Below are 26,509 nucleotides of genomic sequence, written 5' to 3' on the forward strand. Positions count from 1 at the left end.
ATTCCAGACCATCCGGGAAAGCGCCGTAAGGTCTTCCATCGCCGCCAGTCGGTATGAGGGGCTTTTCCCCGCGCCCCCTTACTCCGACTCCGCCGCCTCCAGCGAGACTTCCTCCAACGCTCCGGGGCTCAGCAGGGTCACCGTCTGGGCCGCGGCCCGCACGACGCCCTGCGCCTCCAGCTTCTTCAGGACTCTTGAAACCGTCTCGCGGCTGCTGCTCGTGCGGGCCATGATGTCCGCCGTGCCCAGCGGCAGCACCTCGGGGTGGGGTACGCCCGCCGCCACGCGCTGCGCGTACAGGCTGGAGAACACGTGGGCGAGCGCGGCCTCGGTGTTCTGCCCGAAGGCGATGAGTTCATCGTTGAGCAGGGTGACCCGCCGGGCGAGCATCTCGGCGAGGTTCCACAGCACGCCGGGATGGCGGCGCAGGATGAGTTCGAAGTGCTCGCGGTGCAGCATCAGCGTGCGGACCGGGGTGAGCGCCCGCACCGACGCGCTGCGGTCCTGGCGGGCCAGCACGGCGGTCTCGCCCACGACCCCGGGGGCGTAGAGGTCGCCCAGCACCCGCTCGCGGCTGCCCAGGCTGACGCGGCTGACCCGCACCGCCCCCGACGTGATCAGGTGCAGCGCCTCGCCCGGGTCGTCCTGCGCCACGAGGAGTTCGCCCGGCGCGAAGCTCCGCTCGGTCACCACCTTCAGCGCCTCATGCAGGGCCTCCTCCGGGACGTTCTGGAAGAGGGGGGAGAGTTTCAGATCGTCCAGATGGGCCATCGGGGCGCATGCTAGCGCCTGGTATGGGCCGTCATATGGGACGGGGGCCACGACGGGGCGGCCGCGTGCCGTGCCCAGAGTTCCGGGCCTCTTCCCGGCTGAGCAGCAGACAGGGGGACGGCGATGGGGGGGGTTCCCTCAGACATTGGGGGGAGAACCCCCAGATGTAAGAAAGTATTCAAATCTGACCGCCGAACATGGCTCGGGGAGGGTAGGTCACGCCGCGCCAGGCTGACCTGCCTCCTCCCCGAAAGGAGCAGCATGAAGCCAAGAAGTCTCGTTCAGGGCGCCCTCGGCCTGTGTACGGCGGCGCTGATCGCGGGGTGTTCGCAGTCGCCGGGGACGCCAGCGGCGCAGGCGTACCGTCCCGCCTACATCCTCCAGGTCCCTGTTACGGCGCAGGACACGACGCAGGAGCTGGAGGGGCGCTACGGCGGCAAGGTCGTGGAGCTGAACACCCAGGAGGGATACGCCGTCCTGGGGCTCGATCAGGCGGCGGCGAAGACCCAGAACCTGCGTGCCCAGGCGCTGGGCGACGGCCCTGTCGCCGAACCCAACCTCAACCAGTTCCAGGGAGGGGCATTGGCGTTGATGGCGGGAAGCCGGAGTATCTGGATGGGTGGTGAGTGGCAGGCGTGGGCTGGTGGATCACGTAGCATCTGGATGGGTGGTCAATACGCGCCCCTCGTCCAGAACACTCAATCCCTCCAACAGATCAAGCTGGAGAACGCCCAAAAACTCGCACCTAACCTTGCCGCGGGCGTGAAGGTCGCCGTGATCGACACGGGGATCGACCTGAACCACCCGGCCTTCGCGGGGGCGCTGGCACCGTCTACCGAGTGGAAGGACTTCTACGGCAACGACAACCTGCCGCAGGAGGAAGGCATACTCGGCGTCGGCGGCTACGGCCACGGCACAGCGGTTGCCAGTATTATCTTGCAGGTCGCCCCCAAGGCCACGATCCTGCCCCTGCGCGTCCTGGGTCCAAATGGTGAAGGCGATACCCTTCAGGTCGCCAACGCCATCAAGTACGCCGTTGCCCAGAAGGCGAGGGTTATCAACCTGAGCTTGGGCAGCACCACCAAGTCAGACGCCGTGCAAAGCGCCATCCAGGCGGCCACGACCGCTGGTGTTCTCGTCGTGTCCTCGGCGGGCAACGACAACACGCCCACCATCACCTACCCGGCGGTAACGGCCGACGACAAGGGGCCGTTGGGCGAGCGCAGCCTCAGCGTGGGCAGCGTCAACAGCCTTAACCTCAAGTCCTCGTTCTCCAACTATTCCCCCGACCTCGAACTCAGCGCCCCTGGCGAGAACATCTTCGCGGCGGGTCCCGGCAACCTGCTGGTGGCCTGGAGCGGCACCTCGATGGCCGCGCCCATGGCGGCCGGAGGTCTGGCGCTGGCCCTCGGTCAGACGCTGGCAGTGGACATCAAGGATGTCACCAGGAAAATGGCCGAGAACGGCTTCGACCTGTATAGCAGCGGCTTGAACTCCGCGTACAAGGACAAGCTGGGCAAGCGGCGCCTGGACCTGGAACTGTTCCTCAAAAGCACCATCAGGTACTGAGCACCAGGAGGAGCGAGGACGGGGAGAGTTCCCCGTCCTCGCCCTTGTAAGAGCGCGGAAAGCCCCGAAGGGAAAACATGGGCGCGTGTCAGAGACCCTCGACGGTACGGGAAGCGTTGGTGATGCAGACCTCCGGGCGAGGGTGGACTCGTTGAATGAGGCGGCGTTTGCGCTCCTGAAGACGGACGATGCCCGCGTACTGGAGCTTGCTCAAACAGCCAACGAGCTGGCAAGCGGCACCTATCTAAACGGCGCTGCACGAGCTCAACTTGTTCAGGGCCTAGCTCATTCAGAGCGTGGCGATAATGAACTTGCCTTGCAATACCTACAAAAATCCTTACTAGGTTTTCAAATCGCTTTTGACCGAAAGGGACAAGGGGAGGCTTTAGAGGCTCTTGGGCGTATCCAACTCAAGTTGGGAGAAATATCCTCAGCAGAAAAACATCTTCATCTAGCACTTGAGTTAATTCAAGAAGATGGTCTTATAAAAGCACAAGTCCTTAATTTGATGGCAGGAGTGCATCACAGAAACGGTAACTATTTATTATCCCTATCATTTCTCGAAAAATCACTTAAGATTCACGAAGCTCTAAATAACGAGTCGCAAACAGCAAACGTCCTCGCTAATATAGGCATCCTACATACAAGTCTAGGCAATTACTCAGATGCACTCTCAAATTTAACTCATGCTCACAGAATATTGAGAGACGGTGGGCACGGTGAATTTACACAAGGAATAATACTGCTTAACCTAGGCCATCTATACTTATATATGAATGAGCCTTTGAAATCAATTCCTCACTTTCAGGAAGCCCTGCGCTTAGCAGATCAGCGCAACGATCGCCTAACGGTGTTAACAGCAACCTTGAACATTGGCGTAGCACGAAACCAAGCCGGAAGCTACATCGACGCAGAGCCTGCCTTCCGAGATGCCCTTAACATCTCCCGCGAGATTCAATACCGTCCCGGTGAGGTTTCTGCCCTCGATGGCCTGGGCAATATTCTTGCTCAGCGCGGTCAGTTGCATGAGGCCGCCGCCGCCCACGCCGAGGCCGCCGCCATCGCCCAGGAGATCGAGGACCTGGAGGGCGAACTCGACGCCCTCAACCACCTGGGACAGGTGCAGGCGGAGCTGGGGGACTTTCCCGCCGCCCTCGCCTCGCTGGAGCGGGCGCTGACGCTGGCGCGGGAGGCCGACCACAAGAAGACCGTGTACGAGGCCCACCGCGCCCTGGCAGGCGTGTACAAGCGGGCGGGCGATTTCGAGCGGGCACTGCACCACCACGAGCAGTACCACGAGGCCGAGCGGGCGCTGTTCAACGAGGAGAGTGACAAGAAGACGCGCGAGCTGAGCGCGCAGTTCGACGTGGAGCGCGCCCGCCACGAGGCCGAGGTGCAGCGCCTGCAACGCGAGATGGCCGAGACGGCGCGCGAGGAGGCCGAGGCCCTGGTCCGGGAGCGCACCCACGAGCTGGAGCAGGCGCAGGTCGAGATCGTCACCCGGCTGGCGGTGGCGGCCGAGTACCGCGACGACCTGACGGGCGAGCATACCTGGCGGGTGGGGCATGTCAGCGCCCTCATCGCGCGCGAGCTGGGCCTGCCCGAGGGGGACGTGGCCCTGCTGCGAATCGCGGCGCGGCTCCACGACGTGGGCAAGATCGGCATTCCTGACGCCATCCTGCTCAAGCCGGGGAAATTTACCCCCGAGGAGCAGGAGCGCATGAAGGCGCATACCCTGATCGGCGCGCGCATTCTCTCGGGCGGGCACTCGCGCCTGCTCCGCATGGCCGAGGAGATCGCCCTCTCGCACCACGAGCGTTGGGACGGCGGCGGCTACCCGCTGGGCAAGGCCGGGCACAACATCCCGGTGACCGGGCGCATCGTGTCGGTCGCGGACGTGTTCGACGCCCTGACGAGCGAGCGGCCCTACAAGCAGGCGTGGACCCAGGGCGACGCGCTGGCGGAGCTGCGGCGGCAGGCCGGCACCCAGTTCGACCCCGAGGTTGTGGAGGCCGCCGTGCGGGTCTTTACCCGGGAAGACTTCCCCCGCCTGATGCGCGCCGAGGCAGAAAGCGCTGCCAGGGCTAAACCCGCTGTCCCCTCGCCCTGAGCGGGAGCAGACGGGCTGCGCTACAGTGCCCCGCGTGACGACCCGCGCCCCCGCGCCCACCGCGGCCCTCACCGCGACCGCACTTTCCGCCCGGAACCTGCGCCACGGCTTCGGGGAGACGGTGGTGCTGCACGGGGTCAGCCTGGAGGTTGGCGCGGGCGAGGTTGTCGCCGTCACCGGCCCCAGCGGCAGCGGCAAGAGCACCCTGCTGCACCTGCTGGGCGGGCTGGACACCCCGCAGCAGGGCGAGGTGTGGTGGGCGGGCGAGCGGGTGGACCTGCTCGGCACCCAGGCGCGGGCGCGGCGGCGGGCGGGCCGGGTCGGGCTGGTCTTCCAGCACCACTACCTGCTGGAGGACCTGACGGTGGAACAGAACATCCTCGTGCCCGCCCTGCTCACCGGGCGGGACGAGACGGAGCGGGCGCGGGGACTCCTCGCCCGGGTGGGCCTGGCCGGACGCGGGCGGGAGTTGCCGCGCGTGCTCAGCGGCGGTGAGCGTCAGCGCGTCGCCGTCGCCCGCGCGCTGATCACCCGCCCCGCGGTGGTTCTCGCCGATGAGCCCACCGGCAGCCTGGACCGGGCCAACGCGGAGGTCGTCGCGGGCCTGCTGCTGGACCTTGCCCGCGAGGAGCGGGCGGGCGTACTCCTCGTTACCCACGAGGAGCGCCTGGCCGAGCAGACCGACCGGGCGCTGCACCTGCTGGACGGGCGGATTGTGGAGGAAGCAGTCAGCCGTTAGCCCACAGTTCTTTGCCGCCAGCAAGCACTGGAGCACCAGACAGAAGACGTGTCACCCTGAGCGAAGCGAGGGGTCCCTCAGTTGACGCTGTGGGATGCTTCGCTTCGCTCAGCATGACCCGGTTCCTTCGTCCAATGCCCTGGCCTTCCTCCCTCACCACCCCGCCCGCGCGTACACGTCGGGCAGGGTGGGCGTCAGGCCGAATTCGCGCGCCGCGCGCTGGGGCCAGTGGGGGTCGCGCAGGAAGGCGCGGGCCAGGGCGATCAGGTCGGCGCTCCCCTCCGCCAGGACCTCCTCGGCCTGGGCGGGCGTGTCGATCATGCCGACGGCCATCACCCGGAGGTCGGGCACCTCCTGCCGGACGCGGGCCGCGAAGGGCACCTGGTACAGCGGCCCGGGGGTGATCTGCTGGGCGGGGGTCAGGCCGCCACTGCTCACGTCGAGCACGTCCACCCCCTCAAAGCGCAGCAGGCCCGCGAGGGCCACGGTCTGGTCCACGTCCCAGCCCCCGGGGGCCCAGTCGGTCGCGCTGACGCGCACGAAGAGCGGGAGGTGCATGGGCCATACCGCCCGGACCGCGCGCACGACCTCCAGCAGGAAACGGACCCGGTTCTCGAAGGCGCCGCCGTACTCGTCGGTGCGGGTGTTCGCCAGCGGCGAGAGGAATTGGTGCAGCAGGTAACCGTGCGCGGCGTGGATCTCAATCACGTCGAAGCCCGCGATCTGTGCCCGCCGGGCCGCCGCCGCAAAGTCGGAGGTGACGCGCCGGATGTCGTCCACCGTCATGCCGACGGGGTGCGGGAAAACGGCGTTGTAGGGGTCCTCGGTCGGGCCGATCACCTGCCACCCCCCCGCCTCGGGCGGCACCACGCCGCGCCCGCGCCACGGGGCGTAGGTGCTCGCCTTGCGGCCCGCGTGCGCGAGTTGCACGCCGATCAGCCCGCCGTAGCGGTGAACGAAGTCGGTGATGTGCCCCAGCGGCACGATCTGCTCGTCGGCCCACAGCCCCAGGTCCTCGGGGCTGATGCGGCCCTCGGGCGAAACGGCCGTGGCCTCGGTGAAGATCAGCCCCGCGCCGCCCAGCGCGAACTGCCCCAGGTGGGTGAGGTGAAAATCGTTCGCCATTCCACCCTGGGCGCTGTACATGCACATGGGCGACACGACGGCACGGTTGGGCAGGGTCAGGCCCCGCAGTTTCAGCGGCGTGAAGAGCAGCGGGGAGGGTGTTCCCTCGCCGGTGGGGGTGGAGGAGGCCGTCTGCGTCATGCCACCGAATCTAGCCAGCGGCCACCCCCCGCGCCAGATGGCGGACGCTTCATGAGGAGCGAGGGGGGAAACTGCGGCCATGGAACTGCGTGACCATCTGGAGGGCACCCGGCCGGAGCAGTTGCAGGGCTTCTTCGAGGGCTGGCCGAACCCGCCGCGCCCAGAAACGCTGCACCGTCTCCTCGCCGCGTCGTACCGAATTTCACTGGCCGTTGAGGATGGGCGGGTGGTGGGCATCGCCCAGGCCATCAGCGACGGGGTCCTCACGGCCTTTATCCCCATGCTGGAAGTTCACGCCACCCACCGGGGAAGAGGCATCGGCTCGGCGCTCATCCGGCACCTGCTCGCCCAACTTGGCCACCTGTATGCCGTGGACCTGAGCTGCGACTACAACCTCGTGCCCTTTTACGAACGCCTGGACTTTCGGAGGGCCAATGCAATGGTGCTGCGAAACTACGCCCGGCAAAGCGGGGAGTCACCCACAAGTCCCAGTTAGGAAGGAGGGGATGTTAAGAGGGTGCAGCAGGTGCCTCTCGTGGCCTGCGGTTTTCCCCCTGCGGCGCCCAGCTATGCTTGCCTCCCCCCTCCCAGCCTCCCCCGCAAGGGGGGAGGAGCAACAGCGCCAAAGCTTTAGCTCTTTCAAAACCGTCAGTTGTGGACGGCCTATTCCCACCCCTCGACGGGCTCGCGCACGGCCTTCACCCCGCCTTGCTCGCGCAGCGAGACGGTGGGCCCGTAGCTCAGGATGCAGCAAGATCAAACCTTGCGCGCGGAGAGTAGCGGCCACAGGCGCAGCGAACGGGCCCCTTGCCCAGCGCAGCGCCGCTCCCCCTCCACCGAGAAGAGAGACACGTGAGTGGACTGAGCGTCAACGCGCGGGCCGCCCCGCGCGGCGGAGTCGTCGCCCCCTCTGGGGGGAGGGGGCTGGGGGTGGGCCAACCCGCAGCAAGCCCCATCCCATGGACGCTACCGTAAACCCCAATGAGCCTCCTCGCCCAACTCTCCGGCACCCTGATCAACGTCACCACCGTCCTCATCGGCACCGTACTGGGCCTCACCCTCGGCGGACGCCTCCCCGAGCGCACCCAGCGCACCCTCCTCCAGACCCTCTCGCTGGTGACCCTCTTCATCGGGCTCGACATGGCGGGCAACCTGAACCGGGTGACGGGCGGCCCCATTCCCGGCGTGATCCTGGCCCTGATCGCCCTCGCGCTGGGGGCGGTGATCGGCGAGGCGCTGGGCATCGAGGAGGGCCTCGCGCGCCTGGGCGAGACACTGAGGCGGCGCTTCCGGGGCGGGGGCCGCTTCACCGAGGGCTTCGTGGCGGCCAGCCTGCTCTTCTGCATCGGGCCGATGACGGTGGTGGGAGGCATTCAGAACGGCCTGACCGGGGACTCGTCCACCTACGTCCTCAAGAGCACGCTGGACGGGATCGCCTCGCTCGCGCTGGCGGGGGCCTACGGAATTGGGGTGGGCTTCAGCGCCCTCACGGTGCTGCTGCTTCAGGGGGGAATCAGCCTGGCGGCGGGGGCCTTCGCCTCGGGCCTGCTGGGCGGGGCGGACCCGGGGGTGCTCAAGACCAACCCCTACGTCCTTCTCGTCACGGGGACGGGCGGGCTGACCATCGTGGGCATCGCGTGGAACCTGATGCTGGGGGGCCTGGGCTGGGAGGACCGCCGGGTGCGCGTCGGCAGCCTGCTCCCCGCGCTGCTGCTGGCCCCGCTCGTGCTGTGGGTGGCGGGAAGGTTGTAGGGGTCCATAGCCCTGCCGCACCACCCTCGCCCGCCCGGCCCGACGGTCCCCCAGCCAAGCGCCGAAGTCTGGATGTTTCCCCCCAAGCAGTGCCCGGACCCCGGCCTTCCCCCTCCTCAGCCCCCCGGACCATCAGCTCGAAATCAGGCCCGCCTCACCCGGCGCCCAGCCTGCGCGCCAGGGTTTGAAGAGGCATTCATCATCGTGCAGCACAAGGTTTTCTGAGACGCACTGTCAGTGGCCCGTCAGGTTCGCCCCCTACCTTGCGCCCATCACAAGGAGGCAGCAGATGCGAACCCATCCGAAGGGAAGGTTGACCGTGACGGCCCTGCTCGGGCTGAGCGTGGCCGCCATGACGGCGAGCGCGGGTCCGGCCAAGATCACCGCGCAGAGCATCATCGTGAATCCGGTCGAGACGAAACTGGGCGTGCAGGTCTGGGTGAACCGGGACCCCAGCGGGCGCGGCAACCCGGTGTACCGCAAGGGCGAGAACATCAGCGTGGGCCTGAAGACCAACCAGGACGCCTACGTGTACCTGTTCAACGTGAACGCGAACGGCGAGATCGACCTGTTCTTCCCGAACAACTACGAGGAGAGCAACTTCGTGCAGGCGGGCGTGACGCGGGTGTTCCCGGCCCGCGGCGCGAAGTACACCCTGACGGTGGGCGGCCCCAACGGGCAGGACAAGCTCCTGGCGCTCGCCAGCACGCGGGAGCTGAACATCGACGACATCGCCGAGTTCGCCGGGAACCAGGGCTTTGCCGACGTCAAGGTGCAGGGCCAGGAGAACCTCGCCCGGGCGCTCAGCATCGTGGTGAACCCGCTGCCCGCCGACGGCTGGGTGACGGACGTGGCGACCTTCCGGGTGGGGAACACGCCTGCCAACCGGGGCGGCGCGACGGGCACCGTCACGGTGACGCCCGGGCAGCCCACGCCTGCACAACCCAGCCCGCCCGCGCCGCAGCAGCCCGCCCCCGCCCAGCCCGTCACGCGGATTCAGCCGGGCGAGCGGCAGGACGGCGCCTTCGACCAGGCGATGGTGCAGGCCTACGACCGCCTGAAGGGCGAGGAGTCGCTGGGCGAGGCGACGAGCTACGCGACCGCCTGGGGCGACGGCCTGTGGCAGAAGTTCCGGGGTGTGGGCGCCTACGGGGACGCCGTGCTGCTCCATGCGAACGGCAGCAGCCGGGCCTACGCCGTCCACGGGATGCTGCTGGAGCGTTACCTCGCCCTGGCGCAGGCCGAGAACGGCGCTATCCGGCCCCCCTCCCGGCTGGGCTGGGCGGCGGGCGACGAGAAGGTGATTCCCCGCAACAGCTACGGCACCAGCGGCCTGTACGGCTTCTTCCAGAACGGGGCGCTGTACGGCACCGAGAAGTACGGCACCTTCTGGCTGACCGGCAATGTTCTCAAGACGTATCAGGGCCTGGGCGGCAGCGGCTCCTTCCTGGGCTTCCCCACCCGTGACCAGTACCTGCTGAATGGCGCCTGGGCCGCCGACTTCGAGGGCGGCAGCATCCGCACCGTGAACGGCGCGACCAAGGTGTACCGCAAGTAAGACTTCCCGCGCCGGGGGTGACTGGGCTCACCTCTCCCCCACCCCCGGCCTGTTTCCTCCCGCGCCCCTCTTTGCTTCGTTTCCCCCGGGCCGGGTTCCAATCGGCGCGCGAGGGGGTGGTGATTCCCGCCCCCAAGCGCACAGCCCCAAATTCTTGAATCAGCGACGAGAAGCGGCCCCCGCCGGGAGTGGTGGGGGCGTTTCTCGTTCTGGCCGGTATGCTGGGACCCATGCCAGCACTTGGGGGAAAGGTCGCCCTGGTCACCGGGGCCAGCCGGGGCGTGGGGCGGGGGGTGGCCCTGGGGCTGGGCGAGGCGGGAGCGACGGTCTACGTGACGGGCCGGACCCTGAGCGGGCGGCGCCCCGACATGCCCTTCCTGGCGGGCAGCCTGGAGGAGACGGCGGCGGACGTGACGGCGCTCGGCGGCTCAGGCGTCGCCGTGCAGTGTGACCACCGCGACGACGCGCAGACGCGGGCGGTGATCGAGCGGATCGCCGGGGATCACGAACAGCTCGACCTCCTCGTAAACAACGTGTGGGGCGGCTACGAGGGCCTGCACCTCTGGGACGAGCGCGGGCAGACGTGGAACGCCCCCTTCTGGGAACAGCCCCTCTCGCTGTGGGACGAGATGTTCGGGGCGGGGGTGCGGGCCCACTACGTCACCACCTCGCTGGCCGCGCCGCTGCTCATCGCTGCCCGTGGCCTCGTCGTCAACATCAGCTTCTTCGCCGGGATGCGGCACCGGGGCACCGAGAACATTCCCTACTTCCTCGCCAAGAACGCGGACGACCGCATGGCGCAGGCGTTCGCCAACCACTTCCGCCCGCACGGGGTGAGCGCCGTCTCGCTCTACCCCGGCCTCGTCCGCACCGAAGGCGTGCTCCTCGCGCCGGAGGGCACCTTCGACTTCACGAATTCCGAGTCGCCTCAGTTCCTGGGACGGGCCGCCGCGCACCTCGCCGCCGACCCGGATGTGCTCTCCCGCTCGGGGCAGACACTGGTGGCCGCCGAACTTGCTCAGGAGTACGGCTTCACGGACATCGACGGCAGGCAGCCCCCGTCCGCCCGCGCCTCGTTCGAGGGGGAGTGACGGGGGCCGCCCCTCAGCTCAGCTTCGCCTTGAATTCCTCGTACCCGAAGGTCTTCACCCGCTCGTAGCTCCCGTCGAGGTGCAGGATGCCGAGGTCAGGGTGCTTCACGCCGTTGAAAAAGGTCGTCTTGACCATCGTGTAGTGGATCATGTCGTCGAACACGACGCGGTCACCGACATGCAACTCGTGGTCGAAGACGTACTCGCCCACCACGTCGCCCGCCAGGCAGGTCGTCCCGCCGATGATGTAGGGGTGATCGCCGGGGGCGTAGTCGTTCGCCTCGCGGTGGGTGGTCTCGCCCTCGCCGGGGTCGCGGGCCCCCAGGATGCGCGGGCGGTAGGGCATCTCCAGCACGTCGGGCATGTGGGCGGAGACCGACACGTCGAGGATGGCGATGTCCTTCACGTTGTGCACCACGTCGAGTACGCTGCTGACGAGCCAGCCCGTCTGCCACCCGAAAGCCGAGCCGGGTTCGAGAATCACGTGGACGCCCCACTTCTGCCGGAAGGCGCGCACCACCCGGATCAGGCGGTCGATGTCGTACCCCGCGCGGGTCATCAGGTGGCCGCCGCCGAAGTTGACCCACTTCATGCGGGGCAGGAACTCGCCAAAGTTGCGCTCCACGACCTCCAGCGTGCGCTCCAACGTGTCGGAGTCCTTCTCGCAGAGGGTGTGGAAGTGCAGGCCGTCGATGCCGTCGAGCAGTTCGGGGCGGAACTCGCGCCGTGTGACGCCCAGGCGGGAAAACGGCCCGGCGGGGTTGTACAGGTCCGTCTCGACCTCCGCGTACTCGGGGTTCACCCGCAGGCCGACGTGGAGCTGCTTCCCGGCGGCGCGGGCAGCCTCCACCTGCGGCCTGAACCGCTCCCACTGCGAGAACGAGTTGAAGACGAGGTGATCGGCGAGTTCGAGGATGCGGGGAAAATCCTCCTCGCTGTAGGCGGGGGCGTAGACGTGAACCTCCCCCCGCATCTCCTCGCGCGCCAGGATCGCCTCGTTCAGGCTGCTGGCGGTCGCGCCGGTGATGCCATACTCGCGCAGCAGGGGGAACGTGCTCCACATCGCAAAACCCTTGAACGCCACGATGATCTGCGCGCCGCTCTCGCGCTGCACGTACCCGATCAGGGCGAGGTTACGCCTCAGCCGGGACTCGTCGAGGACGAAGGCGGGGCTGGGGATGGCCGCCCAGTCGATGGACTCCGTAGGCGTCACGGCGGGAAGCTGGAGGTCGGAGACGGTCATGGGGGACAGGGTAGCGGGTGCCTGGCCCGGCAACCGTCACCTCGCGCGCCTCACCCCCTTCCGAAGCGCAGCACCTCGGGTGTGCTCCCCTCCCGGTCGAGCATGGGCACGACGGGGCTCGTGCTGATCTGCGCGGCGTAGTGCACGTCCTCCTCCAGCCCCAGGCCGATGAGATGCCCACCGTGGCCGCTGCTCGACAGCGTGTCGAAGGGGTTCCCGGCGTTGCGGCGGATGGTCAGCGCGACCCGCGTGCCGTCCTCGATAGAAAAGCCCCCCAGCGCGAGCAGGTACTCGGCGAGGACCCCGGCGGCGTACACGTCGTCCAGCCCGACCCGCTCCTCGGTGCCCGAGCAGACGATGGCGATCTCCTCGCGGGCGAGCGCGCGGGCGCGGCGCGCGGCGGCGTGGGCGTTGGTGAGCGCGGCCAGCAGCACGTGTTTCCCCGTCCCCGCGGCGATGTGGGCGGCGGCGGTGCCGTTGGTCGTGTTCATCACGACGGTCTGCCCGCCGAAGTCCCGCCGGGCGGCCTCGACCGGGCTGTTGCCGAGGTCGAAGCCGGGGATGGGCAGCCCGCCCCGCTCCCCGGCGAGCACGACCCCCTCCCCCCGCAGCGCGAGCGCGGCCTCCGGGGTGTCGGTCAGGAGCAGCGCGTCCGCCCCGCGCTCCAGGTACGTGACCGCCGTGGTCGTCGCCCGCAGCACGTCCACGACGAGCACCACGTCGGAATAGCCGCCGTACGGGAGGAGGTCCACGCGCAGCCTCATAGGGGCCCCGAGGAGGGCCGCAGAAGGACGCGGCTCTTCCGGGCGGGGGGGCGGGGCCTGCTCCGCTCCGGCCTTCCCGGGACAGCGCCGGAAGGGCCCGCCCGCCCCGGAACCCCCCTCAAGCGAGGGCCTCCCGCAGCCGGGCGAGCCCCGCCTCGGGGCCATCCGGCCCGAAGACGCTGCTCCCCGCCACCAGAACGGTCGCGCCCGCGTCGGCGAGGGCGCGGGCGTTGTGCGCGGTCACGCCGCCGTCCACCTGCACGTCCGCCGCGCTCCCGATCTCGTCCAGCCAGCGCCGCAGGGTGCGGACCCGCTCGACGCTCCCGGGAATGAACCTCTGCCCGCCGAAGCCGGGATTCACGCTCATCACCAGGACGAGGTCCACGTCGGGCAGCACGGGCCGCACGGCCTCCAGCGGCGTGCCGGGGTTGAGGGTCACGCCCGCCCGCCTCCCGAGTTCGCGGATCATCCCGACCGCCCGGTGGACGTGCGGCGTGGCCTCGACATGCACCGTCAGGCTGTCCGCGCCCGCCTCGGCGAAGTCGCGCAGATACCGCTCGGGCCGCTCGATCATGAGGTGAACGTCCATCGGGAGGGCGCTCGCGCGGCGGGCGGCCGCCAGGATGGGCAGCCCGAAGGAGATGTTGGGCACGAACAGCCCGTCCATCACGTCCACGTGCGCCCAGTCGGCGCTCCCGATGCGGGCCAATTCCTCCCCGAGCCGCGTGAAGTCGCAGGCCAGCAGGCTGGGGGCCAGTTTCACCCGCCCCGCCGGGGGAGACGCGGAAGCCTCAGTTGGTGGAATCACTCCCACAGTGTAATTCTTCACTTTGAGAGGAAACAGCGCCGCAATGGGGGGGATGAAACAGACCGGGGAACAGACCAAACGCCCGTTAGGCCCGCGCGTGGCATCATGACGGCACACGGAGGACCTCCCATGACCCCACCCGACCTGTCCGCGTGGAAGGCGCTCGCCCGCAAGGACCTGCGCGGCGCCGACCCCGAGACCCTCAACCGCACGACCCCCGAGGGCCTGACCCTCAGGCCGCTGTACACGTCCGCCGACCTGGAGGGTGTGCCAGCCGACACCCTGCCCGGCTTGCCCCCCTTCATCCGGGGGCCGCGCGCGACCATGTACGCCGCCCGCCCCTGGACCATCCGCCAGTACGCGGGTTTCTCGACCGCCGAGGAGAGCAACGCCTTTTACCGCCGCAACCTCGCCGCCGGGCAGAAGGGCCTCAGCGTCGCCTTCGACCTCGCCACCCACCGGGGCTACGACTCCGACCACCCGCGCGTCGTGGGCGACGTGGGCAAGGCGGGCGTGGCGATTGATTCCGTCGAGGACATGAAGATCCTCTTCGACGGCATTCCGCTGGACGAGATGTCCGTCTCCATGACCATGAACGGCGCCGTCCTCCCCGTCCTCGCCGCCTTCATCGTGGCGGGCGAGGAGCAGGGCGTGCCCCGCGCTCAGCTTTCCGGCACCATCCAGAACGACATCCTGAAAGAGTTCATGGTGCGGAACACGTACATCTATCCGCCCACGCCCTCCATGCGGATTGTGGCGGACATCATCGCCTACACGGCGCGGGAGATGCCGAAGTTCAACTCCATCTCGATCTCGGGCTACCACCTCCAGGAGGCGGGGGCGAACGCGGCGCTGGAACTGGCGTACACGCTGGCGGACGGGCTGGAGTACGTGCGCGCGGCGCTGGCGTCTGGGCTGGACGTGGACGAGTTCGCGCCCCGGCTGAGTTTCTTCTTCGCCATCGGGATGAACTTCTATACCGAGGTCGCCAAACTCCGCGCCGCCCGGCTGCTGTGGGACGAGATCATGGCGAGGTTTAGTCCGAAGAACCCGATGAGCCGCGCGCTGAGGACGCACTGCCAGACCTCGGGCTGGTCGCTGACCGAGCAGGACCCCTACAACAACATCGTCCGCACCACGATAGAGGCGATGGCGGCGGTGTTCGGCGGCACCCAGAGCCTGCACACGAACGCCTTCGACGAGGCCATTGGCCTCCCCACCGACTTCTCCGCCCGCATCGCGCGCAACACGCAGCTCATCATTCAGGAGGAGACGGGCATTCCGCACGTCGTGGACCCCTGGGGCGGCTCGTACCTGATGGAGCGGCTGACGCACGACCTGGCGGAGAAGGCCCGCGAGCTTATGCGCGAGGTCGAGGGGCTGGGCGGCATGGCGAAGGCCATCGAGTCGGGCGTGCCCAAGCTGCGGATCGAGGAGTCGGCGGCCCGAAAGCAGGCCCGCATCGACCGGGGCGAGGACGTGATCGTGGGCGTGAACAAGTACCGCCCGACGGTCGAAACCCATGTGGACGTGCTGGACATTGACAACGCCGCCGTGCGGGAGGCCCAGATCAGGCGGCTTACGCGGGTGAAGGCCGAGCGGGACCCGCAGGCGGTGCGGGCGGCCCTGTCCGCGTTGGAGAACGCCGCCCGCACTGGAGAGGGCAACCTCCTCGCCCTGAGCGTGGACGCCATGCGCGCCCGCGCCACCGTGGGCGAGGTCAGCGACGCGCTGGAGCGGGTCTGGGGCCGCCATCAGGCGGAGGTCCGCACGCTCTCCGGCGTGTACGCCCAGGGCTACGACGGCGACGAGGGCTTCGCGGCCCTGCAAGCCGAGATCGAGGCCTTCGCGGAAACGGAGGGCCGCCGCCCCCGCATCCTCGTCGTGAAGATGGGGCAGGACGGGCACGACCGGGGCGCGAAGGTGATCGCCACGGGCTTCGCCGACCTCGGCTTCGATGTGGACGTGGGTCCCCTCTTCCAGACACCCGAGGAGGCCGCGCGGCAGGCCGTCGAGAACGACGTTCACGTGATCGGCGTGAGCAGCCAGGCCGCCGGGCACAAGACCCTCATCCCGCAACTGGTTCAGGCCCTGAGGGCCGAGGGGGCGGACGACATTCTGGTCGTCGCGGGCGGCGTCATTCCGCAGCAGGACTACGCGGCCCTGAGAGCGGCGGGCGTGGCGGGCATCTTCGGGCCGGGGACGCCCATCCTCCAGTCGGCGCGCGAGGTGCTGGGGCTGCTGCGGGAGCGGCAGCGGGAGGCGCCGTTGACGCCGTAAGGCAAAAGGCCGGATGAACGTGTCCTTAACCGCACGCTCCGGCCTCCTCACGCCCGCCCGATACAAGGAACTATGAATCTTCGCACCCTGGCCGCGTCCCTCGTCCCCCTGCTGCTCGCCCCCGCCCTCGCCCAGACGAACGCGCAAACGAGGCAGGCCGAAACCCTTCAGGAAGCCCGGGTGCAGGTCGCGCGGGAGACGGCGCAGGTGCGGCTGCTGGAGCGCAGCGGGGCGTTGCGGTCGGTGCCCGTGTCGTCCACCTGCCTCGACCGCTCGGGCCGCCCGCTGCTGACGGTGCTGGTGGACCCGGGGGGCACGCCCCGCATCGTGCGCTACAACCGTCAGCAGCCCGACAACTCGGTGCAGTTCACCGGCTACTACGACGCGGCGGGCCGGCTACGGCTGGCGACGGGCAGCGCCTCGGGCTTCTCGGGCCTGCTGTATAACCTCACCGCCGAATACGACCCGCGGGGCATCCGGCTCTACGAGTCGGGCACGCGCCGCCCCGGCTACACCGCCGACCTGCGTTACCTGGGCGGACTGAGCGCGAATTCGCTGCGCCTGGGCCGTTGCCCGTCCTGAACTTGGAACCGGGGCGGGGAGGCAGGCGTATTCAGGGCGTGGTTCGCCTGCTCCCCGTCCTGCTGCTCCTGGTTCTTTCCTCCTCGCACGCGGGCAAGCTGCCGCCCGTCCCCACCTTCAAGCCTGCCCCGCCTCCACCCGGCGTGGCGGGCCTTCGTGTCTGCGTTCAGGGCGGCGCGCGTTACCAGCTCGACGAGGGGGGCCACGTGCGCTTCCTCGAACACGGCCACCGCTTCCCGGACAACACCCTGAGCGTGACCCAGAGCTACGACCGGGCCGGGAGGCTGACCGGGATCACAGTGCGGCAGACGGGCTTTGCGGGGCGGGTGCTGGATGTGCGCGGAACCTTCGACGCGCGGGGGCGGCTGGTGAGGGAAACGGGCTTCCGGGCAGCGGGGATGGGGACGCCGCTGAGGGCGTACCTGCGCGCCGTGCCCGGCAACCTGCGCTGCTGAGCCGCCTGCTACCCTGCGGGGCGTGACCGCCGAGCCTGCCCATCCCCTCGCGGCCCCACTCCTTTCCGGCAACCGCCGGGCCCTCGCCCGCGCGATCACCCTGACCGAGAGCACCCGCCCCGACCACGAGGCGCAGGCGCAAGCCCTCCTTGCCGAGGTTCTGCCCTTTGCGGGCCGCTCCGTCCGGGTGGGCCTGACGGGGGTGCCGGGCGTGGGCAAAAGCACCTTTATCGAGGCGCTGGGGATGCACCTGGCTGAAGCCGGGCACCGGGTCGCCGTCCTCGCCGTGGACCCCAGCTCCGCGCGGACGGGCGGCTCCATCATGGGGGACAAGACGCGGATGCCCCGGCTGACGGTCCACCCGAACGCCTACATCCGCCCCAGCCCGAGCGGGGGCACGCTCGGCGGGGTGGCCCGGCGCACCCGCGAGACGATCACCCTGTGCGAGGCGGCGGGGTACGACGTGATCCTGGTCGAGACGGTCGGCGTGGGCCAGAGCGAGACGCAGGTGGCGGCGATGACCGACCTTTTCGTGCTGCTGACGCTGCCGAACGCCGGGGACGAGCTTCAGGGCATCAAGCGCGGGATCATGGAACTCGCCGACCTGTGCGTGGTCAACAAGGCGGACACGGACCCGAAAGCCGCCACCCGTGCCCAAACCGAACTGACGGCAGCCCTGAAACTCCTGACTCCAAAAGGGGCTCCCTGGCGTCCCCGCGCCCTGCAAGCCTCGGCCCTCACGGGGGCGGGCATTCGGGAAGTCTGGGAGGCGGTCGGCAAGTACCGGCAGGCCGTGGACGTGGCGGCCAAGCGCCGGACCCAGACGGCCCTCTGGTTCGACGAATTGCTGCGGGAAGCGGTGTGGCGGACCTTCCAGGCGGGTGTAGATGCCGGGCGGTTGAGGAAGCTGCGGGCCGAGGTGCTGGCCGGAACGCTGACGCCCGTGCAGGGTGTGCGGGCGCTCCTCTCCCCCGCTTCGGAACCCTGAGAAGGGCCGCCCCACTCGGGAACGGCCCTTTTCCTGCCGTCTCCTACCCAAGGGGCCGCAATGCCCCTGATTTAGACATAACGGCCCTGCCCGGTCAGGGCGGCGAAGCTGAAGCGTTACGTGTTAGGCTAAACGAGCAATGGCCCGGCGGTGCTTGCAACACCCCGAGCCGTGGCAATCACCTGTAGAGGAGGTGACGCCCATAGAAAGTACCACGCTCAAGGCGTTTCGCTATCGCTTGTACCCAACCAAAGCGCAAACTGCCGCGCTGGAAAGCACCCTGCTACTTTGCCAGCGCCTGTACAACGGGATGCTGGAGGAACGGCGGGGCGCGTACCGGAAGGCGGGCAAAAGCCTTACGGCCTACGACCAGATGAAGTCGCTGCCGGAAGTGAAGGCCGCGCTGCCAGAATACGCCGGGGTGAACGCTCAGGTCTTGCAGGACGTGGCGAAGCGATTGGACAAGAGTTTCAAGGGCTTCTTCCGGCGTGTGAGGACTGGACAGACCGCCGGATACCCGAGGTTCCGGGGACGAGACAGGTACGACTCTCTTACGTATCCGCAGCCCTCACAGAACAGCGTGAGCGGGGACGGGAAGCATGTGTACTTGCCGAAAATCGGCAACGTCCGCCTCAGGCTCCACCGCCCCTTCGCAGGCAAGCTCAAGACGCTGGCCGTGAAGTGGGAGGGGCAGGAGTGGTACGCCGTCCTGACCTGCGAGGTGCCGAAGGCGGAGCCGTTGCCGGAAACGGGTTCACAGGTCGGGATTGACGTGGGGACGACGTGGTTCTACGTCACGTCGGCTGGGGAGTTCTGCGAGAACCACAGGTTCTTTCAGCGTTCCAGCAAGAAACTCCGGGTGGCGCAACGTACCCTCGCTCGCAAGCCGAACAAGCGGAGCAATCGGCGCAGAAAGGCCAGAGAGCGGGTCGCCAGGCTGTACCGTAAGACAGCACGGCAGCGGCTTCAACTGCATCACGAAGAGGCGGAGAAGCTCATCACGAATCACGACCTCATCTGTCACGAGAACCTGAACGTGAAGGGCATGACCCAGGGGAACCTAGGCGGGCAGATTCACGACGTGGGCTGGGGGCAGTTCTTCCGACTTCTCTCCAGCAAAGCGGCAGAGGCTGGCCGGAGAGTCGTCACCGTGGACCCCCGATTCACCTCGCAGCGGTGCCGCGTGTGCGGACACACCGAGCGGGGGAACCGGGTCACACAGGCGAACTTCAGGTGTATGAGCTGTGGGCACACCGAGAATGCGGACGTGAACGCGGCGCAGAACATCTTGAGCCTGGGACAGGCTTTCGTGGCTCAACGTATCTCAACGGAGATTGCGTGCCCCGAGAAGCCCCGCCCCCACGGGCTGGGGTAGTTCACTTAATGCTGCCGTTGAGCCCGTTGGGGTAGAAGCCGCCCTTGTGCGCGCCCGGAGCCAGGTAGACGATGTTGAGCACCTCGCGCGTGCTGCGGGGGAAGGCGACCCCGTTCTTGTCAGCCGGGGCGATCACGGCGTTCCCCGCCGCGTCCGTCAGCCCCATATCCTTGCCGCCGCCGACCTTGCCGCGCAGGTTGCTGATCGCCTGCACGACCTGCCCGACGTACAGCCCGGCCGCCGCGCTGACCTGCCGCTGCTGGAACAGCATGGAGCGGATCGCCCCACCGTGGTACGCCTCGACGGCCAGGATGCCCGCCGCCGCCTGGAGATAGGCGGGGTTGGTGATCAGGGTGGCCGCGCCGTTGTACGCGGTGACGCCCACATCCTCGAAGATAAAGGCCCCGTGCAGGAAGAAGAGGTCGTTCGCGTAGGGGTTGAAGCCCTTGATCTTGCCCCCGCTCGCGGCCTGCCCGGCGGCGTCGAAGGCCCCCGAGAGGTCGAGGACCGGGCGCGGCGCGGCAGCCTTGCCCAGCGCCCCGTGCAGGAACTTCACGTGTGCCAGTTCGTCCTCCGCGATGTCGCGGGCCAGCGCCTGCACGTTCGAGTCCTTGAACTGCATCCCGCTCATGCGGTCGAGGCCCGCGGGCAGGCGAATCTCCGCCCCGCCCCCGATGGCGCGCAGCTCGTTCACCCGGCCCACAGCGGCGAGGTAGAAGGCCGCCTCCAGGTACTCCAGGTTGAGCGCGAAGTTCAGCACGTCCACGTCAATGTTCTTCATCGGCGCGGCGAGCGCCGGGGTCCCGGCGAGGCCGAAGGCGGCGACGCCCAGGCCGAACTTGCCGAGGGTGCCCAGCGCGGCGCGGCGGTCGAGGGTCTGGGCATCGGGGGTGTGGATGGTCTGGTCGTCGCTCATAGATTCCTCCGGTGAGGGTCAGCGCGTTTTGGCGTTCTGACCGGTTCATCCGGCTCTATGCGGTGGGGAACCGTTTGGATCACCGGCCCCGGCGGGGGTGATGGGGAGCCTTCTCACCGCCATGCCAAAAAAGGCCGCCCCACCCCCGGGACGGCCCGTCTGCCTGCTGCGACTTCAGGGCGTGGGGAGGGCGGCGGGTGCCTCACCTTCGGCGTGGGACGGGGCCTCTTCTGGCCCCTGTGCGGGGCGGCGCAGGAACAGGGCGAGGATGACCGCGAGGACGGCGATACCCGCTCCCACGAGGAACGCGGCCTGCAACCCCGCCGTCTGCGCGAGCAGGGGCGTGACGCCCTCGCGCAGCAGTCCAGCCGCGCGGCCCGTCATCACCGTGACCAGGAGGGCGGTTCCGGCAGCACCCGCCACCTGTTGCAGCGTGCTGAGGATCGCGCTGCCGTGCGAGTAGAGGGACATGGGCAGGGCGCCCAGCCCGCTGGTGAACACGGGGGTGAAGAGCAGAGCCAGGCCCACGCTGAGCACGAGGTGCAGGGTCAGCAGCGTCCAGACCGGGGTATCCGCCGTGATGCCGCCCAGTTGCCAGAGGGTGAAGGTCAGCAGCGCCGCGCCGGGAGGGGCCAGCCACGCCGGGCCGTAGCGGTCGAAGAGCCGCCCGACGGTGGGTGCCAGCAGGCCCATCAGCAGGCCACCCGGCAGGAGCAGCAGCCCGGTCTGGAGCGAATTCAGGCCGCGAATGTTCTGGAGGTAGAGGGGCAGCAGGATCGCGCCGCCGAACAGGGCCAGCATGGCGACCATCATCAGCAGGACGGCCAGCGTGAACTGCGGCGCGCGGAAGGCCCGGAGGTCCAGCAGCGGAGCGTCACGCCGTTGCAGGGCGAGTTGCCGCCAGGTGAACAGCACGAGGGACAGGCCCCCCACCAGCAGCGGAACGCTGACCGCCGGACTCCCCAGCCCCGCCGGGGTCTCCCCCACACGGCTCAGGGCATACACGACCCCGCCGAAGCCCAGCGCGGAGAGCGGCACAGAGAGAACGTCGAGGGTCAGGCGCCGCGGCTCGCCGATGTTTACCAGCGCCCGTGCCCCGTAGGCCAGCACCGCCAGCGCGACCGGCAGCACGAACAGGAACAGGAAGCGCCAGGAGAGCGCCTGGAGGATCAGGCCCGAGAGGGTCGGCCCAATCGCCGGGGCGACCGAGATCACGATGCTGATGTTGCCCATCACGGCCCCGCGGCGCTCGGGCGGCACGAGCGTCAGAACAGTCGTCATGAGCAGCGGCAGCATGATCGCCGTGCCCGAGGCCTGCACGATGCGCGCCAGCAGCAGCACGGGGAAGCCGGGGGCCAGGCCCGCCAGCAGCGTCCCGGCGCTGAAGAGGATCATGGCGGCGAAGAACACGCGGCGGGTGCTCAGGCGCTGGAGCAGGAACCCGGTGACGGGGATCACCACGGCCATGGTCAGCATGAAGGCGGTGGAGAGCCACTGCACGGTGGGGGCGTCCACCCGCAGTTCGGCCATCAGCCGGGGCAGGGCCACGTTCATGATCGTCTCGTTCAGGATGACCACGAAGGTGGCGACGAGCAGGATGGCGATCACGGCGCGGTCGCGGGGGGCCAGGGGATGGGGCTGGGCGGGGTGCGTCACGTGGGACCTCTTTCCTGCCAGGTAGGGCTTCACCTGCTCGGGTCGTTCTTGCCGTCCTCGTCCGCCAACGCGAGGCCTCTCTCGGCGAGGGCGGCGCGGAGTTGCGCCAGGGCCTTCGGCCCCATCCCGTGGAGGCGGAGGAGGTCGGCCGCGCGAACCGTCCTCAGCTCCTCAAGGGAGGTAAATCCCGCAGCACGGAGCGCCCGCCGGGCGGGTTGGGACAGTCCGGTTGGAAAATTGCTCGCCTGCTCTGGAACCTTCTGGCCGTCCGTCATCTCCTGCTCCTCCACTTGCCGGGCCACCGGGCCCGCGCCGAACCTCGTCGCGCGCGTTGCCGGGGGACCACTCGGCCCTGTCCTGGCAAACCTGGTCTTTAGATGGCCGGTTCTTCATCCCATTCCCCCTGCTGGATCAACGACGTGGGCCTGGGCGGCTTCCCGGTCAGCGAGCCTCCCCCTGTTGAAGAGCGTGAGGTGCCCTCTCAGCACCCGCGGGTCAGGCCGAGCCGCCGTGGGAAAGGAACAGGACGGCGGGACCCTTCCTCATGGAGACCTCCCGGAGGGGAAAACGACGTGCCGCTCAGGTCAAGCGGGTGAACTTAGGTGACTTTAAATCTCCTTCGACTGATTTAGTTTAGAACATAATGGGACCCAATTGCAACCCTTTGCTCAATTTTTGGTGAAGGGGCCGCCAAAGCCCTGGCCCGTTTCTTCCGTCGGGAATAGGCTTGGCATCAGCTCCCTCGCAGCAGCCGCGTGAGGATGACGTGGTGATCCTCGTGAAAGCGGCGCGGCAGAGCGAGCGCGCGGGCGAGGGGCACCGGGCGGGCCGGGAAGACGGCGGGCGGCGGACCCAGGGCCACGTGGGCAGCGGTGGGGGCGACGAGGGCACGGGCGGGGTGGTCGAACACGGCGCCAGCAGGAACGGGCTGTTCCCCGGGAGGCAGGACACGTCCGGGTAACTCCCACAGCCCGCGCCCAATCGCCCCCATCCGGGTATTCAGCCACACCTGTCCCGCCCGCACGTCCAGCCAGCGTTCCTCGTGCAGGTGGGCGCCGGGCGGGAGGCTCGCGCGGGCCGCCTCCACCGCCACCCACTCGGCCTGCAAGCGGGCGAAGGCGGGCGTAAGGGCAAAACGGGTGAGGAAGGCGCGGACGGGCCCCGGGACACCCTGCGGGAGGGGCCGCCCGGTCAGGAACGCCGCGCGCAGGTCGGTCGCGTTCAGGCCGGGCCGGTGGGGCGTGACCAGACGCGCCCAGCCGGGGAACCAGCGCAGGTAGCTCGTGCTGGCGTCCTTCTCGAAGCCGACGAGCGAGATGGGCGGCCCCTCCCCGAACACCCCGCGGGCCGCCCCCCGCACGTCCGCCGCCCAGGCGTCCGCGTCGAAGCGGTCGGGAAGGGGGCGGAAGATGACCCGGTCGCGCCGCACGCCCGCCTCCCGCAGGGCCGCCCCGAACATCGCTGCCCGTTCCCTCTCGCCGAACGGGTTCCGCACCGAGCGGGCGAGGTTCGCGCTCCCCAGCAGCACGAGGACCCGGGGGGCGTGTTCCAGGGCGTGCAGCACCGTCCCCACGTGCGCCACGTGCGGCGGCTGGAAGCGGCCCACGTAGACGGCGGCGGGCCCGCTCATGCGCCCAGGTGGGCCCGGAGCTCGCCCGCGATCCGGTCGCGCAGCGCGGCCACGTCCTCGCCCAGGCTCACCCGGTAGAGGTGCGGGTTGAGGGGGCGCCGGGTGCCCGCCGGAAGCCGGGCGAGGTCGGCGCGGGCGCGGGCCTGGGCCTCCCCCAACGTCTCGGCGGGGCCGGTGCGCCGCCCGTCCTCCAGCACCACCTCCCGCGCGTCCGCCCAGGTCAGGCCCTCCGGCAGCCGGGAGGACCGCAGCGGGTTGGTCGGGTCGCTGACCTGCTGGCCCGCGCGGGGCTTCTCCCCCAGTGTCAGCACGTCGAGCGCGAAGGTGCCGTCCCCGTCCGCCGCCCGCCACACCCGCTTCTCGCCGGGGAGGCTGGACTTGGCGGGGTCGCCCGTCAGCTTCATTTTGGGCACGCCGCCAAGCTGGGCGAGCTTGAAGACGCCCCCAAGGGCCCCGCCGCCCTCCCCGCCCGCCGTGGCAAGCTGGGTGCCCACCCCGTACACGTCCACCCGCCCGCCCTCGGCGATCACCGAGGCGATGACGGACTCGGACAGGTCGTTGCTCGCCACGATCTTCACCTCCGGGAACCCCGCCTCGTCGAGGGCCGCCCGGATGCGGCAGGACAGGTACGCGAGGTCGCCGCTGTCGAGCCGCACGCCGCGCAGCTCGTGCCCCGCCGCCCGCAGTTCCCGCGCCACCTTCAGCGCGTTGGGCAGGCCACTCCGCAGCGTGTCCACCGTGTCGAGGAGCAGCGTGGTCGCGTCGGGGTAGAGGGCCGCGTAGGCACGGAAGGCAGTCAGCTCGTCCGGGAAACTCTCGACCCAGGCGTGCGCGTGGGTTCCAGTGAGGGGCAGGCCGAATAGCCGCCCCGACTCCACGTTGCTCGTGCCGACGGCGCCCCCCACAAAGGCTGCCCGCGCTGCGCTGACGGCCCCATCCGGTCCCTGCGCGCGCCGCGCCCCGAACTCGACAATCTGCCCGCCATACGGGCTGGCCTCAGCGGCGAGGACGCAGCGGGCCGCCTTCGTCGCCACCAGCGTCTGGAAGTTCAGCACGTTCAGCAGCGCCGTCTCGACAAGCTGCGCCTCCCACAGCGGCGCCTTGACGGTCAGCAGGGGCTCATGGGGAAAGACGACGCTCCCCTCGCGGAACGCCGTCACCCGGCCCCGGAACCTCCAGCCGCGCAGGGCGTCCAGAAAGTCCGGCCTGAAGAGCCCCAGCGAGTCCAGGTAGGCGAGGTCATCCTCCGAGAAGTGCAGCCCCTCCAGCAGGTCGAGGGCCGGTTCCAGCCCCGCCCAGACCGCGAAGCCCCCGCGAAAGGGCGGCTTGCGGAAGTAGAGGTCGAAGACCGCCTCCTCCCGGTGCAGGCCGTGGGCGTGGTAGCCCTGCATCATCGTGAGTTGATACAGGTCGGTGAAGAGGGGGGAAGAAACGGTCACGCCCCATTCTCCGGCAGGGTCGTCTCCGGCAACTTCCGCCCGCGCGTCTCGACCCCGATGGCCCAGCCGCACAGCGCCGCCACCGCGAAGCACCCGGCGAAGAGGGTGAGGGCCGCGTCCAGCCGCCCGGTGAGCAGCAGCGCCCCCACGCTGGGCGACAGGACGCTGGCGAGGCGGGCCATGCCGCTCACGAAGCCCATGCCCGTCGTCCGCAGCGGCGTGGGGAAGAGTTCCGGCGTGTAGGCGTACAGCGCCCCCCACGCGCCCAGCAGCGCGAACGACAGCAGCGCCGAGGTGACGAGCACCGCGCCCGGCGTCCCCGCCAGCAGGAAGAGGTACGCCCCCAGGCCCAGCGCCGAGACGACCAGGTAACCGACGAGCGTGGCCCGGCGCCCGACCTTCTCGACCAGGTACGCCGCCAGCACATACCCCGGAATCTGCGCGAGCGCCAGCAGCAGCGAGGTGCGGTACACGGCGCCCAACTCCAGCCCCTGCGCCCGCAGGTACGAGGGCAACCACGAGAAGATGCCGTAGTACCCCAGGCTCAGGCCGAACCACACCAGGGCGAGCAGAACGGTGCGGCGGCGCAGCAGGCCGGTGAAGAGGGAGGCGGGGGTGACCCGGGGGGCGGGGGGCGGAACAGCCAGCGGCGCGTCGGACAGCGCGGTCTTGTTCGCCCGCGCGACCCGCGTGAGAGCAGCCCGCGCCTGTACCTCCTGCCCCCGCACGAGCAGCGACCGGGGCGAGTCGGGAATGCCGAAGCGGGCGATCAGCCCGATCACCCCCGGCAGCGCGGTCAGGCCCAGCAGCCAGCGCCACGCCTCCGCGGGCTCAAAGACGGTGCTCAGCCACCACGCCAGCGCCGCCACCGCCACCGTCCCCAGCGCCCAGAAGCTCTCCAGGTACACCAGGAAGCGCCCCCGCCACGCGGTCGGCACGAACTCGGCCATCATCGCGTAGTCCACCGGCAGGGTGCCCCCGATGGCGAAGCCCGTCAGGAAGCGCGCGGCCAGGAGCAGTGAGGCGGTGGGGGCAAAGGCGCCGAGCAGGCCAAAGATCAGCCCCAGGCTCACCGTCGTCAGGAACACCGCCCGGCGCCCAATCTGGTCGGCCAGCCAACCCCAGAACAGGGCGCCGACCAGCATCCCGGCAAAGGTGGCGCTGAGCAGCAGCGTGGCCTCCGCCGAGCCCCGCGCCAGCCCGAACGCGGCGCTGATGCCCGGCAGCGCGAAGCCCATGAGCAACACCTCCATCGCGTCCGCCGCCCACGTCAGGCCGCAGATCGCCAGGAGCCGCCACTGGAAAGGCCCCAACCCCAGCCGGTCAATCGCGTCATCGAGGGGGACAGCCGCCCGTGGTATCGCAGTCATAACCCGGCGAGTGTACGTGAGAGTTGGCACGAGGAAGGAGGAACCTGGGGGGGAACAGGGGGGAGCCGGACTGAGCTGAAGTGCTGCGATCCACAGGTTCAAGCGCGTTAAGGCATGTTCAGGAGGAACGTTGTCCCCCGCTCTCCC

At 69.2% G+C, this 26,509-nt stretch carries 23 protein-coding genes; 12 read left to right on the forward strand and 11 right to left on the reverse strand.

What is annotated here, in order from left to right:
• Positions 1-78: 78 nt before the first annotated feature.
• A complete protein-coding gene (locus DAERI_RS06980; RefSeq protein ID WP_103128721.1) occupies positions 79-771 on the reverse strand; it encodes a Crp/Fnr family transcriptional regulator in 693 nt (230 codons plus the stop codon).
• A 261-nt stretch (positions 772-1,032) separates the two neighbouring features.
• Here DAERI_RS06980 and DAERI_RS06985 point away from each other — a divergent pair, with 261 nt between their 5' ends.
• From DAERI_RS06985 to DAERI_RS06995, 3 genes are all read left to right on the forward strand, one after another.
• On the forward strand, positions 1,033-2,340 hold the full coding sequence (locus tag DAERI_RS06985; RefSeq protein ID WP_103128722.1) for a S8 family serine peptidase: 1,308 nt from the start codon (positions 1,033-1,035) through the stop codon (positions 2,338-2,340).
• Between the two features lie 142 nt (positions 2,341-2,482).
• The gene (locus tag DAERI_RS06990) at positions 2,483-4,450 is read left to right on the forward strand and encodes a tetratricopeptide repeat protein (protein WP_369689450.1); all 1,968 of its coding nucleotides are present in this window, start codon (positions 2,483-2,485) and stop codon (positions 4,448-4,450) included.
• A 34-nt stretch (positions 4,451-4,484) separates the two neighbouring features.
• Entirely contained in the window at positions 4,485-5,189 is a 705-nt protein-coding gene (locus tag DAERI_RS06995) for an ABC transporter ATP-binding protein (RefSeq protein WP_103128724.1), read from the forward strand.
• A gap of 153 nt (positions 5,190-5,342) precedes the next feature.
• On the opposite strand, the gene DAERI_RS07000 is transcribed toward DAERI_RS06995, so the two are convergent.
• Entirely contained in the window at positions 5,343-6,455 is a 1,113-nt protein-coding gene (locus tag DAERI_RS07000) for an NADH:flavin oxidoreductase/NADH oxidase (protein ID WP_103128725.1), read from the reverse strand.
• 79 nt (positions 6,456-6,534) lie between these two features.
• Between DAERI_RS07000 and DAERI_RS07005 the strand changes: the two genes are divergently transcribed.
• From DAERI_RS07005 to DAERI_RS07020, 4 genes are all read left to right on the forward strand, one after another.
• Complete coding sequence (locus DAERI_RS07005; RefSeq protein ID WP_103128726.1) at positions 6,535-6,951, forward strand: GNAT family N-acetyltransferase; 417 nt, start codon at positions 6,535-6,537, stop codon at positions 6,949-6,951.
• Positions 6,952-7,436: 485 nt separating this feature from the next.
• Complete coding sequence (locus DAERI_RS07010; RefSeq protein ID WP_103128727.1) at positions 7,437-8,207, forward strand: DUF554 domain-containing protein; 771 nt, start codon at positions 7,437-7,439, stop codon at positions 8,205-8,207.
• A 289-nt stretch (positions 8,208-8,496) separates the two neighbouring features.
• Positions 8,497-9,765, forward strand: a complete 1,269-nt coding sequence (locus DAERI_RS07015) for a DUF4384 domain-containing protein (protein WP_103128728.1) — start codon at positions 8,497-8,499, stop codon at positions 9,763-9,765.
• Between the two features lie 230 nt (positions 9,766-9,995).
• The gene (locus tag DAERI_RS07020) at positions 9,996-10,856 is read left to right on the forward strand and encodes an SDR family NAD(P)-dependent oxidoreductase (protein WP_103128912.1); all 861 of its coding nucleotides are present in this window, start codon (positions 9,996-9,998) and stop codon (positions 10,854-10,856) included.
• Between the two features lie 13 nt (positions 10,857-10,869).
• Here DAERI_RS07020 and nspC read toward each other — a convergent pair whose 3' ends face one another.
• From nspC to rpe, 3 genes are all read right to left on the reverse strand, one after another.
• Positions 10,870-12,099, reverse strand: coding sequence for a carboxynorspermidine decarboxylase (gene nspC, locus DAERI_RS07025; protein WP_165794114.1), 1,230 nt, complete (start codon positions 12,097-12,099; stop codon positions 10,870-10,872).
• Between the two features lie 50 nt (positions 12,100-12,149).
• Positions 12,150-12,863, reverse strand: coding sequence for a 2-phosphosulfolactate phosphatase (locus DAERI_RS07030; protein ID WP_103128730.1), 714 nt, complete (start codon positions 12,861-12,863; stop codon positions 12,150-12,152).
• Positions 12,864-12,981: 118 nt separating this feature from the next.
• Positions 12,982-13,671: a ribulose-phosphate 3-epimerase gene (gene rpe, locus DAERI_RS07035; protein ID WP_235610287.1), complete on the reverse strand. Its 690-nt coding sequence runs from the start codon at positions 13,669-13,671 to the stop codon at positions 12,982-12,984.
• Between the two features lie 129 nt (positions 13,672-13,800).
• Between rpe and scpA the strand changes: the two genes are divergently transcribed.
• The 5 genes from scpA to DAERI_RS07060 all read left to right on the forward strand — a co-directional run bounded on the left by scpA (position 13,801) and on the right by DAERI_RS07060 (position 19,351).
• A complete protein-coding gene (scpA, locus tag DAERI_RS07040; protein ID WP_103128732.1) occupies positions 13,801-15,951 on the forward strand; it encodes a methylmalonyl-CoA mutase in 2,151 nt (716 codons plus the stop codon).
• A gap of 72 nt (positions 15,952-16,023) precedes the next feature.
• Complete coding sequence (locus tag DAERI_RS07045) at positions 16,024-16,533, forward strand: hypothetical protein (RefSeq protein ID WP_103128733.1); 510 nt, start codon at positions 16,024-16,026, stop codon at positions 16,531-16,533.
• A 38-nt stretch (positions 16,534-16,571) separates the two neighbouring features.
• Positions 16,572-16,988, forward strand: coding sequence for a hypothetical protein (locus DAERI_RS07050; protein WP_103128734.1), 417 nt, complete (start codon positions 16,572-16,574; stop codon positions 16,986-16,988).
• Between the two features lie 22 nt (positions 16,989-17,010).
• Entirely contained in the window at positions 17,011-17,976 is a 966-nt protein-coding gene (gene meaB, locus DAERI_RS07055) for a methylmalonyl Co-A mutase-associated GTPase MeaB (protein WP_165794115.1), read from the forward strand.
• 193 nt (positions 17,977-18,169) lie between these two features.
• Positions 18,170-19,351, forward strand: coding sequence for an RNA-guided endonuclease InsQ/TnpB family protein (locus DAERI_RS07060; protein ID WP_235610302.1), 1,182 nt, complete (start codon positions 18,170-18,172; stop codon positions 19,349-19,351).
• 1 nt (position 19,352) lies between these two features.
• Here the strand turns inward: DAERI_RS07060 and DAERI_RS07065 are convergent, their stop codons facing one another.
• From DAERI_RS07065 to DAERI_RS07090, 6 genes are all read right to left on the reverse strand, one after another.
• Entirely contained in the window at positions 19,353-20,267 is a 915-nt protein-coding gene (locus tag DAERI_RS07065; protein WP_103128735.1) for a ferritin-like domain-containing protein, read from the reverse strand.
• A gap of 174 nt (positions 20,268-20,441) precedes the next feature.
• Positions 20,442-21,923 carry an MDR family MFS transporter gene (locus DAERI_RS07070; RefSeq protein ID WP_103128736.1) on the reverse strand — a complete coding sequence of 494 codons (1,482 nt, stop codon included), beginning with the start codon at positions 21,921-21,923 and terminating at the stop codon, positions 20,442-20,444.
• Positions 21,924-21,952: 29 nt separating this feature from the next.
• Positions 21,953-22,198, reverse strand: a complete 246-nt coding sequence (locus tag DAERI_RS07075) for a helix-hairpin-helix domain-containing protein (protein WP_103128914.1) — start codon at positions 22,196-22,198, stop codon at positions 21,953-21,955.
• 458 nt (positions 22,199-22,656) lie between these two features.
• Positions 22,657-23,553 carry an ADP-ribose pyrophosphatase gene (locus DAERI_RS07080; protein WP_103128737.1) on the reverse strand — a complete coding sequence of 299 codons (897 nt, stop codon included), beginning with the start codon at positions 23,551-23,553 and terminating at the stop codon, positions 22,657-22,659.
• Entirely contained in the window at positions 23,550-24,992 is a 1,443-nt protein-coding gene (locus DAERI_RS07085) for a nicotinate phosphoribosyltransferase (RefSeq protein WP_103128738.1), read from the reverse strand. The genes DAERI_RS07080 and DAERI_RS07085 overlap by 4 nt, the downstream gene beginning before the upstream one ends.
• Positions 24,989-26,362 (reverse strand): MFS transporter, encoded by a 1,374-nt coding sequence (locus tag DAERI_RS07090; RefSeq protein WP_103128739.1) that lies wholly within the window; start codon positions 26,360-26,362, stop codon positions 24,989-24,991. The genes DAERI_RS07085 and DAERI_RS07090 overlap by 4 nt, the downstream gene beginning before the upstream one ends.
• Between the last annotated feature and the right edge of the window lie 147 nt (positions 26,363-26,509).

The sequence above is a fragment of the Deinococcus aerius genome, assembly GCF_002897375.1.
Lineage (GTDB): Bacteria > Deinococcota > Deinococci > Deinococcales > Deinococcaceae > Deinococcus > Deinococcus aerius.

Coding starts and splice junctions, on each gene's coding strand:
- DAERI_RS06980 (WP_103128721.1), bottom strand. CDS start 771: ATGGCCCATCTGGACGATCTGAAACTCTCCCCCCTCTTCCAGAACGTC.
- DAERI_RS06985 (WP_103128722.1), top strand. CDS start 1,033: ATGAAGCCAAGAAGTCTCGTTCAGGGCGCCCTCGGCCTGTGTACGGCG.
- DAERI_RS07000 (WP_103128725.1), bottom strand. CDS start 6,455: ATGACGCAGACGGCCTCCTCCACCCCCACCGGCGAGGGAACACCCTCC.
- DAERI_RS07005 (WP_103128726.1), top strand. CDS start 6,535: ATGGAACTGCGTGACCATCTGGAGGGCACCCGGCCGGAGCAGTTGCAG.
- DAERI_RS07010 (WP_103128727.1), top strand. CDS start 7,437: ATGAGCCTCCTCGCCCAACTCTCCGGCACCCTGATCAACGTCACCACC.
- DAERI_RS07015 (WP_103128728.1), top strand. CDS start 8,497: ATGCGAACCCATCCGAAGGGAAGGTTGACCGTGACGGCCCTGCTCGGG.
- DAERI_RS07020 (WP_103128912.1), top strand. CDS start 9,996: ATGCCAGCACTTGGGGGAAAGGTCGCCCTGGTCACCGGGGCCAGCCGG.
- nspC (WP_165794114.1), bottom strand. CDS start 12,099: ATGACCGTCTCCGACCTCCAGCTTCCCGCCGTGACGCCTACGGAGTCC.
- DAERI_RS07030 (WP_103128730.1), bottom strand. CDS start 12,863: ATGAGGCTGCGCGTGGACCTCCTCCCGTACGGCGGCTATTCCGACGTG.
- scpA (WP_103128732.1), top strand. CDS start 13,801: ATGACCCCACCCGACCTGTCCGCGTGGAAGGCGCTCGCCCGCAAGGAC.
- DAERI_RS07045 (WP_103128733.1), top strand. CDS start 16,024: ATGAATCTTCGCACCCTGGCCGCGTCCCTCGTCCCCCTGCTGCTCGCC.
- DAERI_RS07065 (WP_103128735.1), bottom strand. CDS start 20,267: ATGAGCGACGACCAGACCATCCACACCCCCGATGCCCAGACCCTCGAC.
- DAERI_RS07075 (WP_103128914.1), bottom strand. CDS start 22,198: ATGACGGACGGCCAGAAGGTTCCAGAGCAGGCGAGCAATTTTCCAACC.
- DAERI_RS07080 (WP_103128737.1), bottom strand. CDS start 23,553: ATGAGCGGGCCCGCCGCCGTCTACGTGGGCCGCTTCCAGCCGCCGCAC.
- DAERI_RS07090 (WP_103128739.1), bottom strand. CDS start 26,362: ATGACTGCGATACCACGGGCGGCTGTCCCCCTCGATGACGCGATTGAC.